Raw genomic sequence first — 14,427 nt, forward strand, 5'->3', positions numbered from 1 at the left:
AATGACGTCTTTTTCCGTTTTTCCGGGCCAAATGAATTTGTTATAATGTTTAAATGGCAAGAAACGAATGGAGGAACGAAAACGCATGTACGATGTTAACGAGTGGAAGCACGTTTTTAAACTCGATCCGAATAAAGATTTACCGGATGAACAGCTGGAACGGCTTTGTGAATCAGGGACTGACGCCATTGTGATCGGAGGAAGCGACAATGTCACCGAGGACAATGTGCTGAGGCTGATGTCAAAGGTGCGGCGGTTTTTAGTGCCGTGCGTACTTGAAGTGTCAACGATTGATTCCATTGTGCCCGGGTTTGATCTTTATTTCATTCCGAGTGTGCTTAACAGCAAAAATGCGGACTGGATTGTCGGCATGCACCACCAGGCGATGAAAGAATACGGCGAGCTCATGTCAATGGAGGAAATCGTGACGGAGGGCTATTGCATCGTCAACCCCGATTGTAAGGCGGCCGCTTTGACGGAGGCGGATACACATATAGAAACAGAAGATATTCTCGCCTATGCGCGGGTCGCGGAGAATTTGCTTCATCTCCCGATTTTTTATCTGGAATACAGCGGGATGCTGGCGGACATAGAAACAGTAGAGAAAACGAAGGCTGTGCTGGACAAGTCCGTCCTGTTTTACGGCGGCGGCATTAAAGACGCGGAAACGGCGGAACGGTTCAGCCGTCATGCCGATGTCATCGTTGTGGGAAATGCCGTATATGAAGATTTTGATCAGGCGCTCAAAACGGTGGCGGCTGTAAAGACAAAGTAGCCAAGCGGACGAATTTGATTTATGATAGAACATATGTTTGATAGGCGGTGAACGGATATGAATTACATTAGCAATCAATTATTAAGCGGATTAAATCCCGTTCAGCAGGAAGCGGTCAAGACGACGGACGGTCCGCTGCTTCTGATGGCAGGTGCGGGAAGCGGAAAAACACGGGTGCTGACGCACAGAATCGCGTACTTAATGGCGGAAAAACACGTGGCGCCGTGGAATATTCTGGCGATTACATTTACAAATAAAGCCGCCAGAGAAATGAAGGAGCGGGTGGAGAGCATTCTCGGCCCAGGCGCGGATGAAATCTGGATATCCACCTTCCACAGCATGTGCGTGCGGATTCTGCGCAGGGACATTGACAGAATCGGCATCAACCGAAACTTCTCCATTCTTGATACGGCTGATCAGCTTTCCGTTATTAAAGGGATTCTGAAAGAGCGGAATATTGACCCGAAAAAGTTTGATCCGAGAAGTATTTTAGGCTCGATCAGCAGCGCCAAAAACGAGCTGATCGAACCTGAGGAATTCGCAAAAACGGCCGGCGGCTACTACGATCAGGTCACGAGTGACGTGTATACCGATTATCAGAAAAAACTGCTGAAAAACCAATCGCTCGATTTTGATGATTTAATCATGACGACGATCAAGCTTTTCGAGCGTGTGCCGGAAGTGCTTGAGTTTTATCAGCGCAAATTCCAGTACATTCACGTAGACGAGTATCAGGATACGAACAGAGCGCAATACCTGCTCGTTAAGCAGCTTGCGGCCCGTCTTGAAAATATCTGCGTCGTCGGTGATTCCGACCAGTCCATTTACAGATGGCGCGGGGCGGATATCGCAAATATCCTTTCCTTTGAAAAAGATTATCCAAGCGCAAACGTGATTCTGCTCGAACAAAACTACCGCTCGACAAAGCGGATTCTGCAGGCGGCCAACGAAGTGATCAAAAACAACTCAAACCGCAAGCCGAAAAATCTTTGGACGGAGAATGACGAAGGCGTCAAGCTTGCTTATTACAGCGGCGACAATGAATTCGGCGAAGGCCAATTCGTCGCGGGCAAAATTTATGAGCTGAACAGCTCAGGCCGGCGGAAGCTTTCCGATATCGCGATTTTATACCGGACAAACGCCCAGTCGCGCGTTATCGAGGAAACCCTTTTAAAAGCCGGTCTGAACTACAATATCGTCGGCGGAACCAAGTTCTACGACAGGAAAGAAATTAAAGACATTCTCGCGTATCTGCGCCTTGTGTCAAACCCGGACGATGACATCAGTTTTACACGGATCGTCAATGTGCCGAAACGGGGCGTCGGCGCCACTTCGCTTGAAAAAATCGCTTCATACGCGGCGATGAACGGCATGTCAATGTTCCAGGCGATCAAACAGATTGATTTCATCGGCGTCAGCGCGAAAGCGGCAAACGCGCTTGACGGCTTTGGTGCGATGATTGAAAATCTGACGAATATGCAGGATTACCTGTCCATTACAGAACTCACGGAAGAAATTCTCGATAAAACGGAATACAGAGAAATGCTGAAGGCTGAAAAGTCTATTGAGGCCCAGAGCCGTCTTGAAAATATCGACGAGTTTCTTTCTGTCACGAAAAACTTCGAACAAAAAAGCGAAGACAAGTCTCTCGTCGCGTTTCTCACCGATCTGGCGCTGATTGCGGATATTGACCAGCTCGACCAGAAGGAAGAGGAATCGGGCGGAAAGGATGCCGTCACGTTAATGACGCTGCACGCCGCTAAGGGGCTTGAATTTCCTGTCGTGTTCTTAATGGGCATGGAGGAAGGCGTATTCCCGCACAGCCGCTCCCTGATGGAAGAAGCCGAGATGGAAGAAGAGCGCAGGCTCGCATATGTAGGCATTACGAGGGCGGAAGAAGAACTGTACTTAACGAATGCCAAAATGCGCACCTTGTTCGGGCGCACCAATATGAATCCGGAATCCCGCTTTATCAGGGAAATACCTGACGATTTATTGGAGAACCTAAATGAGAAGAAAACCCCGCGCATGCAGCCGGGAAGAAAAGTACAGCCGAAACGCGGGCCCGTATCCCGTCCTGTTTCCTACGCGAACAAAACAGGCGGCGACTCGCTCAGCTGGGCGGTCGGCGATAAAGCGGGCCATAAAAAATGGGGCACCGGAACGGTTGTCAGCGTAAAAGGAGAAGGCGAAAGCACAGAGCTTGATATCGCATTCCCGAGCCCAGTCGGCGTGAAACGTCTGCTTGCCGCTTTTGCGCCGATTGAAAAGCAGTAACCTGAAGAGGAAAGGAAGAACATGATGGACAAAGAAACAGCGAAACACCGGGCAGAAGAATTGCGCCGCACCATCGATCAGTACAGTTATGAATACTACACCCTAGATGAACCGAGCGTGCCGGATTCTGAGTACGACAGACTGATGCAGGAGCTGATGGCCATAGAAGAAGAGCACCCGGAGCTCAGAACGCCTGATTCGCCCACACAGCGGGTCGGAGGAGCGGTGCTTGAGTCGTTTCAAAAGGTGCAGCACGGCACGCCGATGCTCAGTCTCGGCAACGCATTTAACGATGACGATCTTCGCGATTTTGACCGCCGCGTCCGTCAGGCTGTCGGTGACAGCGTCGCTTACAATGTGGAGCTGAAAATAGACGGTCTTGCTGTTTCTCTCCGTTATGAAGACGGCTATTTCGTCAGAGGCGCGACAAGAGGAGACGGAACGACGGGCGAAGATATTACGGAAAACTTAAAAACGATCCGAAACATTCCGCTGAAAATGAAACGGAACCTCTCCATAGAAGTGCGCGGAGAGGCGTACATGCCGAAACAGTCATTCGAAGCACTCAACGAAGAACGGCTGAAACATGAAGAAGAGCCGTTTGCCAATCCCCGGAATGCGGCTGCGGGCTCACTCCGGCAGCTCGATCCGAAAATTGCAGCGAAACGAAATCTTGACATTTTCGTCTACAGTATAGCGGAGCTTGACGAAATGGGTGTGGAAACACAGAGTCAAGGCCTGGATTTTCTGGATGAGCTCGGTTTTAAAACAAACCAGGAACGGAAAAAATGCGCCACGATAGATGAAGTGATTGAAATGATCGAAGAGCTGCAGGCGAAGCGGGCCGATCTCCCGTATGAAATTGACGGAATCGTCATCAAGGTGGATTCGCTCGATCAGCAGGAAGAGCTCGGGTATACGGCAAAAAGCCCGCGCTGGGCGATTGCTTATAAATTCCCGGCAGAAGAAGTCGTGACAAAACTGCTCGATATCGAACTGAATGTCGGAAGAACGGGCGTCATTACGCCGACAGCCGTCCTGGAGCCGGTAAAAGTCGCGGGGACGACGGTCTCAAGAGCATCCCTTCATAACGAAGATTTAATTAAAGAGAAGGATATCCGCATTCTCGATAAAGTGGTCGTCAAAAAAGCGGGCGATATCATCCCTGAGGTCGTCAATGTCTTAGTTGAACAGCGGACCGGAGAAGAAAAAGAATTCAATATGCCGACCAGCTGCCCTGAGTGCGGAAGCGAACTTGTCCGCATTGAAGGAGAGGTCGCGCTGCGCTGTATCAACCCGGAATGCCCGGCGCAAATCAGAGAAGGCCTGATTCATTTTGTCTCACGCAACGCGATGAATATTGACGGCCTCGGAGAACGTGTCATCACACAGCTTTTCCGTGAACATCTCGTCCGTAATGTCGCTGATTTATATAAGCTGACAAAAGAACAGGTCATCCGGCTTGAGCGGATGGGGGAAAAATCAACTGACAATCTGATCAGCTCCATCCAAAAGTCGAAAGAGAATTCGCTGGAACGGCTGCTGTTCGGTCTCGGCATCCGTTTTATCGGCTCAAAAGCGGCCAAAACACTGGCCATGCATTTTGAAAGCCTGGAAAATCTGAAACAAGCCACAGAGGAAGAGCTGCTTGCAGTAGACGAAATCGGTGAAAAGATGGCTGATGCCGTCATCACCTACTTCCGAAAAGAAGAAATGCTTGAGCTTTTGAATGAACTGGAAGAGCTCGGTGTGAACACACTCTATAAAGGCCCGAAAAAAGTAAAAGCGGAGGACAGCGACTCTTATTTTGCCGGAAAAACCATCGTGTTAACCGGAAAGCTTGAAGAGCTGTCCAGAAATGAAGCCAAAGCGCAGATCGAAGCGCTCGGCGGAAAGCTGACGGGATCTGTCAGCAAAAAAACAGACTTGGTGATCGCCGGAGAAGCAGCCGGAAGCAAGCTGGAAAAAGCGCAGGAATTAAACATTGAAGTATGGAATGAAGCACAGCTATTGGGAGAGCTAAAGAAATAAGAGGAGTGTTTTCTATTGAAAAAGATGTTGGCATTGGCGGCGACGGCGACCGCGGCAGTATTGATGCTGTCAGCCTGTTCGCCGAGTTTCGGAGGAAAAAAAGAGGAAGAGATCACGCAGAAAACCGCAAAGTCTTCTGAAAAAGCGATCATACCGAAATATAATATCTCTGATTCCTACTATAAGATGGTGCTTCCGTTTAAGGCCGGAAAAGCGCGCGGCCTGACCGCGGACCGGCTGAATACGAGGCTGGACATCGATGAATTCGAGACGGGGCTGATGCGGCTCGCCCAAGACACGTTCCCGACAGATGATTATTTGTATCAGGAAGGCCAGTATTTAGATGAGGATACGGTACTCAGCTGGCTTGACCGCAAAAAAGAAGGCAGTGATCTGAAAAAGGCGAAAAAGGCAGACGCCAATTTCCAGAATCTCGGATTAAACCCGGTGCTGCCAAGTTCGGGATCGGCAAAAGAGAAAAACGAAAACAGCCCGATTTACTTAGCGTCTATGCTTGAACAGGATTACTTAGTAAGAAAAGATAAAAATTCCATCCAGCTTGGCGGTGTCATGATCGGTCTCGCTCTCAACTCTGTTTACTATTACCGCGAAAAAACCGGTGATCCGCAGCAGGAAGTAGAGCTCAGCGACAAAACGATCCGCAGCCACGGGGAAGAAATCGCCCAGGAAGTCGTTAACCGTCTCCGGAAAATGGATAACCTGAAAAATGTGCCGATTACCGTCGCCCTTTATAAACAAGCGCCGAAAACATCAATCGTACCGGGAAATTACATTGCAAAAACAGAAGTCAAAGCCGGCTCATCCACCATTTCAAACTGGGATGATGTCAAAGAAAAATACGTGTTCTATCCGGCGGATACAGACACGGCAAAGAAATACCCTGACGATTCCGAAGTGTTTAAACGCTTCAAAAACGCGATCGACAGCTACTTCCCGAACTACACCGGAGTAGTCGGAACGGCGATGTACGAAAATGATGAAATGAGAAAAATGAAAATAGAAATCCCGATGCAATTTTACGGTAAAAGCGAAGTCATCGCCTTTACCCAATACTTAACGGGTGAGCTTATGGATTATTATTCAAAAGGCTCAGTCGATGTTGAAATCAATATCACCTCGTCAGACGGCCAGGAAGCGCTGATCGTCCGAAATGCGGGTGACAAAGAACCGACCGTCCATATTTACGATTAATTAAGCGCCCTTGTTCATTTCTTTATGAGCAAGGGTTTTTCTTGTATATATCGTTGGTGAGAGCAGTGACGTATGTTAAGATATTTGTATAAATAAGGATTAACAGGAAAAACTTTTTTGTTTATAGGCGGAAGTTACTAATCTGTTAGGAACAAAAAGAAGGGCGGGATGTTGATGAATGACTTATGCTGAGTACACATATCACTGCCAAAAGATATGAAGAGGGTGAATCAGCATGCATAAAGATATTAAAGCGGTTTTTGAGGAAGATAAGGTGCTCGCTAAAGCCGGTGAAATATACGGCTTTACCAAATTTCAATTTATCGCAGACGCAGAGAACTACGTATATGAAATTGTGAAAGATAACGAACCTTATATTTTAAAAATTACGCATACGATCCGCAGAACACCGGAATATATTCTGGGAGAAATAGAATGGCTTCATCATCTCACAAAGGGAGGGCTTTCAGCAGCAAAACCGATTCCTTCATTAAATGGCAGAGATGTCGAAGAAGTGCCGGATGGAAAAGGCGGAGCGTTTTTATTAAGAGTCTACGAAAAAGCGCCGGGCCATAAAGTAGATGAATCAGACTGGAACGGAACTCTGTTTTATGAGCTTGGCAAGTATACGGGGAACATGCATCGGCTGACGAAAAGCTACCGTCCGAGCGACCCGAAATATAAAAGGCAGGAATGGGACGAAGAGGAGCAGCTGAAGCTGAGAAAATACGTGCCCGCAGATCAGCATCTTGTATTCGAGCGGGCGGATGCTTTAATGGAGGAACTGCGGAAATTGCCGAAGAACCCGGAAAGCTACGGTTTGGTGCACGCCGATTTGCATCATGGCAATTTCAACTGGGACAACGGAAAAATTACTGCCTTTGATTTTGATGATATCGGCTACAATTGGTTTGTGAATGATATCAGTATTTTGCTGTACAACATGTTGTGGTATCCGGTCATCCCGTATGAAGACAAGGCCGCGTTTACGGGTGAATTCATGACACACTTTATGAAAGGCTACAGGGAAGAAAATGACCTTGATCCCGCCTGGCTTGAAAAAATCCCGGATTTCCTCCGGCTGCGCCATATGCTGATCTACGGATTATTGCATCAGGCGTTTGACCTAGACTCACTCGGAGATGAAGAGCTTGAGATGCTGAAAGGCTTCAGACGCGATATTGAAAACGAAACACCGATTACTGAATATCATTTTTCTGCATTCGTATAAATAGAAAAACGCCGGCTGACATCAGTCCGGCGTTTTTTTATAACGTATCGCATTTCACTCCGACGACACCCTGAATTTCTTTAATATCATAATACACGTCCGTGGTGTAGCGGTTTTTATGAACGCTGATTTTTACTTCCATAATCGGAAATTCCTTTTCATGCAGATCATCTATCCGGACGGAGTGAATGCGGAGCTGTTTGCTTTTCATTTCCTTTAAAATCTCGGTCATTTTGTCTTTGTCGGAAAGAGACATCCTCACGCGGATATCTTTCTCCTTCAAGCGGTTGGGGCCGATTTTTCTGATCAGCCATGGAAGAAACTCGACGCTGATCAGGATAAACAAGAGGCTTGCGAACGCCTCCTTATAAAAGCCGGCGCCTGTGGCCAGACCCAGTCCGGCTGCACCCCAGATGATAGCCGATGTCGTCAGGCCGGAAATGACGTCATTGCTTTTACGCAGAATCACGCCCGCACCGATAAAGCCGACGCCGGAAATGATTTGGGCGGGGAGACGGAGCGGATCCATCATGATACGGTAATATTTCGGAAAATGATAGGCCGCATTAATGCTGACGATCGTCAGCATACAGGAGCTGACGGCGATGACGATACAGGTTTTCAGTCCGAGCGGTTTATTTTTCAGCTCGCGCTCAAGACCGATGATCATCCCGATCAGCGTGGCAATGCCCAGTTTTAATAAAATGTCCGGATCGATAGGCCAGCTCAATTTGCACAGCACCTCCGCAGTTTTCTTATAGTAAATTGATATGATTTTCTCACAGTATTTATAGCAGGACAAGTGCGGAAGAAAAAAGCCGTCAGGGATAAAATCTGACGGCTTTTTGTCTATTTCTTCTTTTTCAAAAGAGCTTCCATCCGGCTGAACAGCTGATAAGAAGCATCGGCCGGTTTTTTGGTCAGCAGGCTGACGGCAATACCGGCAATCAGACTGAGGAAGAACCCCGGAATGATTTCGTATATGCCGGTTGAAGCGGCAAGCCCCGTCGTAATCCAGATTAGAACGGCCGCAGCTCCGGTAATCATCGCCGCAAGCGCTCCCCATTCATTCATCCGTTTCCAGTACAGACTGAGAAGGAGCGCCGGACCGATGGCCGAACCGAAGCCTGCCCACGCATATCCGACCAGATCAAGAATGGTGCTGTTCGGATTCATGGAAAGCAGGATGGCGATCACGGCCACGATTAATACTGACAGGCGTCCGGTCATGACCAATTCTTTATCGCTCGCTTCCCGTCTGAAAAAGGCGCGGTATAAATCTTCCGTAATGGCGCTTGCTGTTACGAGAAGCTGTGAGGAGATGGAACTCATAATCGCCGCTAAAATCGCGGACAGCAGGAAGCCCGTAATCAGCGGATGGAACAAGATTTTAGAAAAAATAATGAAAATCGTTTCCGGATCTTTTACGGAGACCCCGAAGTGATGAGAATACGCAACCCCGATAATCCCGGTAAGCAGTGAACCGACAACTGAAATAACCATCCAGCTCATCCCGATTCTGCGGGCGGGTTTTAAATCCTTCACTTCTTTAATCGCCATAAATCGTACGATGATATGAGGCTGGCCGTAATAGCCGAGTCCCCATGCCAAGTAAGAAATAATGCTAATGACGCTCGCGCCTTTAAAGATATCCAATAGTTTCGGGTTAACGGCGTTGATCGAATCAATCGTCGTTGACACGCTCCCGAGCTGGGTAAAAGCAACGATCGGCACAAGCACTAATGCCGCAAACATGATCGCTCCCTGTACGAAGTCAGTCAGACTGACAGCAAGGAAACCGCCAAACAGCGTGTAAAGCACAACAACACCGGCCGTTAAAAACAAACCGAATTTGTAGTCGGCGCCGAATGCCGATTCAAATAACCTGCCTCCGGATACCATTCCGGACGATGTGTACAGTGTGAAAAAGATCATAATAATCACGGCGGAAACGATTTTCAGCAATGATGACGAATGGCGGAACCGTTTATCGAAGAAATCGGGAATCGTAATCGCATCATCCGCAACTTCCGTATAGGCGCGCAGCCTCGGAGCAAGCAGCAGATAATTTGAATATGCGCCGATCGTCAAACCGAGCGCCAGCCATAAGGTCGATAATCCCGTTGCGAACATTGCGCCGGGAACCCCCATCAGCATCCATGCGCTCATGTCCGCCGCACCTGCGGACAGCGCCGTTACGAACGGGCCGAGTCCTCTTCCGCCCAGCATGTAATCATTAATATTCGTTGTCTTTCTGAATGCGTACCAGCCGATTAACAGCATGGCAGCAAAGTAAATGCCAAGAGATATAATTAATTCAATACTCACGTTTCTGGACCCTCTCTTCTTTTAAGTAAATGTTGCATCACCTCTGCAGATTAGTAGTGCCGGACTTTTGCGCCGGCGGCAAGCCTTTAGTCATCATGACATGCCGAATGCATGATTTTGTGCAGGCTATGGTTACTAAACCTAACAAAGTATCCCCGATCAATCAACTCTCGAAACCTGGCCCATTCAAGGAAAAAATCCCCGGCAACATAGAACAGCTTAAAGATGAAAACGCTACCAATAAATTATAAAAGTAAAAATTTTCTGACATATAATTCGTTTCTCTTTCTCCCCGATTTAGGATAAAATAGAGAGGGTTTCATCATGCCTCAGGAGGCGGCGTTTTGTTGCTTTAGAGGGCTCGTTTTTGATATGATCTGTATTATATGACGAAACGGAGAATTATGCGGAGGTGGATCTTATGTCACGAATTTCTATAGAAGAAGTAAAACATGTCGCTCATTTGGCGAGACTTGCCATTACGGATGAAGAAGCTGAAATGTTCACAGAACAGCTTGACAGCATCATCTCGTTTGCCGAGGAGCTTAATGAAGTAGACACGGATAACGTGGAACCGACAACACACGTACTGAAAATGAAAAACGTAATGAGAGAAGATGAAGCGGGTAAAGGCCTTCCGGTCGAGGATGTCATGAAGAATGCTCCCGATCATAAAGACGGCTATGTCCGTGTGCCATCTATTCTGGATTAAAGGAGGGAGACAGTATGTCATTATTTGATCACAAAATCACAGAACTGAAACAAATGATACATAATAAAGACATCAAGATTTCCGATCTTGTTGACGAATCTTACAAACGGATCGCATCCGTGGATGATAAGGTGCAGGCGTTTTTGCAGCTTGACGAAGAAAGAGCCCGCGCTTACGCGAAAGAGCTTGACGAAGCGGTTGACGGCCGGTCTGAACACGGTCTTCTTTTCGGAATGCCGATCGGCGTCAAAGACAACATCGTGACAAAAGGGCTTCGCACAACATGCTCAAGCAAAATCCTCGAAAACTTCGATCCGATTTACGATGCGACGGTAGTGGAGCGCCTTCAGGCCGCTGAAGCCGTCACGATCGGAAAGCTGAATATGGACGAGTTCGCGATGGGTTCTTCTACTGAAAACTCCGCGTATAAAGCGACGAAAAACCCTTGGAATCTTGATACGGTTCCCGGCGGATCAAGCGGCGGTTCCGCAGCTGCGGTTGCAGCCGGCGAAGTGCCGTTCTCACTCGGATCTGATACGGGCGGCTCCATCCGTCAGCCGGCTTCTTTCTGCGGCGTCGTCGGATTAAAGCCTACATACGGACGCGTGTCGCGTTACGGTTTGGTCGCTTTTGCGTCTTCATTAGACCAGATCGGACCAATCACAAGAAACGTAGAAGATAACGCATTCCTGCTTCAGGCGATTTCAGGCGCGGACAAAATGGACTCTACGAGCGCCAATGTCGAAGTGCCGGACTTTCTTTCTTCATTAACTGGCGACATTAAAGGCTTAAAAATCGCCGTACCGAAAGAATATCTCGGAGAAGGAGTCGGCAAAGAAGCGAAAGAATCGGTTTTAGCCGCTTTAAAAGTGCTTGAAGACCTTGGAGCGACATGGGAAGAAGTATCTCTGCCGCACAGTAAGTACGCGCTTGCGACGTATTATCTGCTGTCATCTTCCGAAGCGTCTGCGAACCTTGCGCGCTTTGACGGCATCCGCTACGGCTACCGCTCAGACAATGCGGACAACCTGATCGACCTTTATAAACAGACACGCTCAGAAGGCTTCGGCAACGAAGTGAAGCGCCGCATTATGCTCGGCACCTTCGCGCTCAGCTCAGGCTACTATGACGCGTATTACAAAAAAGCGCAAAAAGTGCGCACGCTCATTAAAAAAGATTTTGAAGACGTCTTTGAGAAATACGATGTCATCGTCGGACCGACAACGCCGACACCGGCTTTCAAAATCGGCGAAAAAACCAGCGATCCGCTCACAATGTACGCCAACGATATTTTAACAATCCCTGTCAATCTCGCGGGTGTGCCGGGAATCAGCGTGCCATGCGGATTTGCAAACGGACTGCCGCTCGGACTGCAAATCATCGGAAAGCACTTCGATGAAGGCACTGTATACCGCGTCGCTCATGCTTTTGAGCAGGCAACAGATCATCATAAAGCGAAACCTGAACTGTAAGGGGTGAAATGAAGTGAACTTTGAAACGGTAATCGGACTTGAAGTCCATGTGGAATTAAAAACAAAATCTAAAATTTTCTCAAGCTCACCGACGCCATTCGGAGCGGAAGCGAATACCCAAACGAGCGTCATTGACCTTGGGTATCCCGGCGTGCTGCCCGTTTTAAACAAAGAAGCGGTCGAATTCGCGATGAAAGCTGCAATGGCTTTGAACTGCGAAATCGCAACGGATACGAAGTTTGACCGGAAAAACTATTTCTACCCGGACAACCCGAAGGCATATCAAATTTCTCAATTTGACAAGCCGATCGGCGAAAATGGCTGGATTGAAATCGAAGTCGGCGGAAAAACGAAAAAAATCGGCATTACCCGTCTTCACCTTGAAGAAGATGCGGGAAAACTGACGCATACGGGCGACGGCTATTCCCTCGTTGACTTCAACCGCCAGGGCACGCCGCTTGTCGAGATTGTATCTGAGCCGGATATCCGCACACCGGAGGAAGCTTACGCATATCTCGAAAAGCTGAAATCAATTATCCAATACACAGGCGTGTCTGACTGTAAAATGGAAGAAGGTTCACTGCGCTGTGACGCCAACATTTCCCTCCGTCCGATCGGCCAGGAAAAATTCGGCACAAAAACGGAGCTGAAAAACCTGAACTCCTTCGCATTCGTGCAAAAAGGCCTTGAGCATGAAGAAAAACGCCAGGAGCAGGTGCTTCTGTCAGGCGGCGTCATTCAGCAGGAGACGCGCCGCTACGATGAAGCGACGAAAAAAACCATTTTGATGCGTATCAAAGAAGGTTCGGATGACTATCGTTATTTCCCAGAGCCTGACCTTGTCGAGCTCTACATTGATGACGAATGGAAAGAACGCGTAAGAGCAACCATTCCTGAGCTTCCGGATGAGCGCCGCAAACGTTATATCGAAGAGCTCGGCCTGCCGGCTTATGACGCAATGGTTCTGACGCTGACGAAAGAAATGGCTGATTTCTTCGAAGAAACGGTCAATAAAGGCGCAGAAGCCAAGCAGGCATCAAACTGGCTGATGGGTGAAGTGTCAGCTTACCTGAACGCCGAACAAAAAGAGCTTGAGGATGTCGCATTGACTCCTGAAGGCCTTGCCGGCATGATTAAGCTGATTGAAAAAGGGACCATTTCGTCTAAAATCGCGAAGAAAGTCTTCAAAGAATTAATTGAAAAAGGCGGAGACGCTGAAAAAATCGTCAAAGAAAAAGGCCTCGTGCAGATTTCTGACGAAAGCGTGCTTCTGAAGCTGGTGACAGATGCGCTTGACAGCAACCCGCAGTCAATTGAAGACTTCAAAAACGGAAAAGACCGCGCGATCGGCTTCCTTGTCGGGCAGATTATGAAAGCCTCAAAAGGACAGGCCAACCCGCCGATGGTCAACAAAATCTTACTTGAAGAAATCAAAAAACGATAAAAAAAGCAGCCGCCTGTAAGGGCGCTGCTGACACGGAGACCGGTATGCGCCGGTCTCTTTTTTTATAAGCTGAAATAGGTTTCAATGGAAGCACGCAGCGTTTCAATCTGTTTATTTCCGCTGCCTGCCAAATTGGACAGCATTCCTTTAATAATCGGTTTGCGCGGCTCTTCCTTTGCGCTTTCCTCTTCAATGACTTCCAGCGAAACGAGAACGTCCTCAGGCAGCCCCTGCTGAGCTTTTGCCATTTGAATATCCGCGAGCAGTCTCTTTCTGTCCGCCGCAGGCTGAGTGAAAATATCCTCAGGCAAAAGCGGATCGGGATTGTCTTTTATCAGTCCGGTAATCAGATCATCGATCCTGGCAATCAGAAAGGGGGCCACGTTTTCCGTCCGGAATGCGGTATTTTCATTGAAAATCAAGAAATGGATATAAGAGCTCACAATTCCTTGGGCCATAACAGATGCGTCCGCTAAAAACGGCATGACGGCATCTCCATAAACGGACAGCAAAGAATCCCGGTACAGCATGTTAAATTGAATATTCGCCTCATGAAAGTATTGTTTCACCTTTTGATTTTCTGGGATGACCTTTTCGCTCAGCAAGAGAATGATAAAGTCCTTATGCTCCATAAATTCCTGGAATTGATATGCGATTTGTTTTTGAAATACGTCCTTAGGCGGTTTATGCTGATGTTCTGTTTTGATCTTCTTTATTTCTTCCATAGACATGCCGATGTAATACTCACATGCGGACAGCAAAAGGTCTTCTTTTGATTTGAAATGGAGATAGAAGGCGCCTTTTGAAATTCCGCACTCACCGGCGATTTCCTGAATGGTTGTTGAAGAAAATCCTTTTTTAGCAAATAAATGGATGCCTGTTTTTATGATTTTCTCTTTTTTTTCGTTCATGACGTGCTTCCCCTTAATCCTTGAAAAATTTAGA

At 47.8% G+C, this 14,427-nt stretch carries 11 protein-coding genes; 8 read left to right on the plus strand and 3 right to left on the minus strand.

Annotated features, from left to right (window positions below):
- Nucleotides 1–85: 85 nt before the first annotated feature.
- The 5 genes from AD710_RS11260 to AD710_RS11280 all read left to right on the plus strand — a co-directional run bounded on the left by AD710_RS11260 (nt 86) and on the right by AD710_RS11280 (nt 7,526).
- Nucleotides 86–775: a heptaprenylglyceryl phosphate synthase gene (locus AD710_RS11260; protein WP_045926641.1), complete on the plus strand. Its 690-nt coding sequence runs from the start codon at nt 86–88 to the stop codon at nt 773–775.
- Nucleotides 776–832: 57 nt separating this feature from the next.
- Nucleotides 833–3,052 (plus strand): DNA helicase PcrA, encoded by a 2,220-nt coding sequence (pcrA, locus tag AD710_RS11265; RefSeq protein WP_049628031.1) that lies wholly within the window; start codon nt 833–835, stop codon nt 3,050–3,052.
- A gap of 24 nt (nt 3,053–3,076) precedes the next feature.
- Nucleotides 3,077–5,083, plus strand: coding sequence for an NAD-dependent DNA ligase LigA (ligA, locus tag AD710_RS11270; RefSeq protein WP_049628032.1), 2,007 nt, complete (start codon nt 3,077–3,079; stop codon nt 5,081–5,083).
- A 15-nt stretch (nt 5,084–5,098) separates the two neighbouring features.
- Nucleotides 5,099–6,295, plus strand: coding sequence for a CamS family sex pheromone protein (locus AD710_RS11275; RefSeq protein ID WP_016937002.1), 1,197 nt, complete (start codon nt 5,099–5,101; stop codon nt 6,293–6,295).
- 235 nt (nt 6,296–6,530) lie between these two features.
- Entirely contained in the window at nt 6,531–7,526 is a 996-nt protein-coding gene (locus tag AD710_RS11280; protein ID WP_049628033.1) for a phosphotransferase enzyme family protein, read from the plus strand.
- Between the two features lie 37 nt (nt 7,527–7,563).
- Here the strand turns inward: AD710_RS11280 and AD710_RS11285 are convergent, their stop codons facing one another.
- Together AD710_RS11285 and putP are read right to left on the minus strand one after the other, a co-directional pair.
- Nucleotides 7,564–8,196 (minus strand): MgtC/SapB family protein, encoded by a 633-nt coding sequence (locus AD710_RS11285; protein WP_231595077.1) that lies wholly within the window; start codon nt 8,194–8,196, stop codon nt 7,564–7,566.
- 179 nt (nt 8,197–8,375) lie between these two features.
- Nucleotides 8,376–9,854, minus strand: coding sequence for a sodium/proline symporter PutP (gene putP, locus AD710_RS11290; protein WP_049628034.1), 1,479 nt, complete (start codon nt 9,852–9,854; stop codon nt 8,376–8,378).
- 421 nt (nt 9,855–10,275) lie between these two features.
- On the opposite strand from putP, the gene gatC reads away from it, so the two are divergent.
- The 3 genes from gatC to gatB are packed head-to-tail and all read left to right on the plus strand — an operon-like array spanning nt 10,276 to nt 13,482.
- On the plus strand, nt 10,276–10,566 hold the full coding sequence (gene gatC / locus AD710_RS11295) for an Asp-tRNA(Asn)/Glu-tRNA(Gln) amidotransferase subunit GatC (RefSeq protein WP_003155732.1): 291 nt from the start codon (nt 10,276–10,278) through the stop codon (nt 10,564–10,566).
- A gap of 14 nt (nt 10,567–10,580) precedes the next feature.
- Nucleotides 10,581–12,038, plus strand: a complete 1,458-nt coding sequence (gene gatA, locus AD710_RS11300) for an Asp-tRNA(Asn)/Glu-tRNA(Gln) amidotransferase subunit GatA (protein WP_049628035.1) — start codon at nt 10,581–10,583, stop codon at nt 12,036–12,038.
- Nucleotides 12,039–12,051: 13 nt separating this feature from the next.
- Complete coding sequence (gene gatB / locus AD710_RS11305) at nt 12,052–13,482, plus strand: Asp-tRNA(Asn)/Glu-tRNA(Gln) amidotransferase subunit GatB (RefSeq protein WP_016936997.1); 1,431 nt, start codon at nt 12,052–12,054, stop codon at nt 13,480–13,482.
- A gap of 62 nt (nt 13,483–13,544) precedes the next feature.
- On the opposite strand, the gene AD710_RS11310 is transcribed toward gatB, so the two are convergent.
- Nucleotides 13,545–14,393 (minus strand): TetR/AcrR family transcriptional regulator, encoded by an 849-nt coding sequence (locus tag AD710_RS11310; RefSeq protein WP_049628036.1) that lies wholly within the window; start codon nt 14,391–14,393, stop codon nt 13,545–13,547.
- Between the last annotated feature and the right edge of the window lie 34 nt (nt 14,394–14,427).

This window comes from Bacillus sp. JFL15 (assembly GCF_001184225.1).
Classification (GTDB): domain Bacteria; phylum Bacillota; class Bacilli; order Bacillales; family Bacillaceae; genus Bacillus; species Bacillus siamensis.

Excerpts from the sequence above, each read along its gene's own strand:
- pcrA (WP_049628031.1), top strand. The coding sequence starts at position 833 with ATGAATTACATTAGCAATCAATTATTAAGCGGATTAAATCCCGTTCAG.
- gatC (WP_003155732.1), top strand. The coding sequence starts at position 10,276 with ATGTCACGAATTTCTATAGAAGAAGTAAAACATGTCGCTCATTTGGCG.
- gatA (WP_049628035.1), top strand. The coding sequence starts at position 10,581 with ATGTCATTATTTGATCACAAAATCACAGAACTGAAACAAATGATACAT.
- AD710_RS11280 (WP_049628033.1), top strand. The coding sequence starts at position 6,531 with ATGCATAAAGATATTAAAGCGGTTTTTGAGGAAGATAAGGTGCTCGCT.
- AD710_RS11310 (WP_049628036.1), bottom strand. The coding sequence starts at position 14,393 with ATGAACGAAAAAAAAGAGAAAATCATAAAAACAGGCATCCATTTATTT.
- AD710_RS11285 (WP_231595077.1), bottom strand. The coding sequence starts at position 8,196 with ATGATCATCGGTCTTGAGCGCGAGCTGAAAAATAAACCGCTCGGACTG.
- AD710_RS11260 (WP_045926641.1), top strand. The coding sequence starts at position 86 with ATGTACGATGTTAACGAGTGGAAGCACGTTTTTAAACTCGATCCGAAT.
- ligA (WP_049628032.1), top strand. The coding sequence starts at position 3,077 with ATGGACAAAGAAACAGCGAAACACCGGGCAGAAGAATTGCGCCGCACC.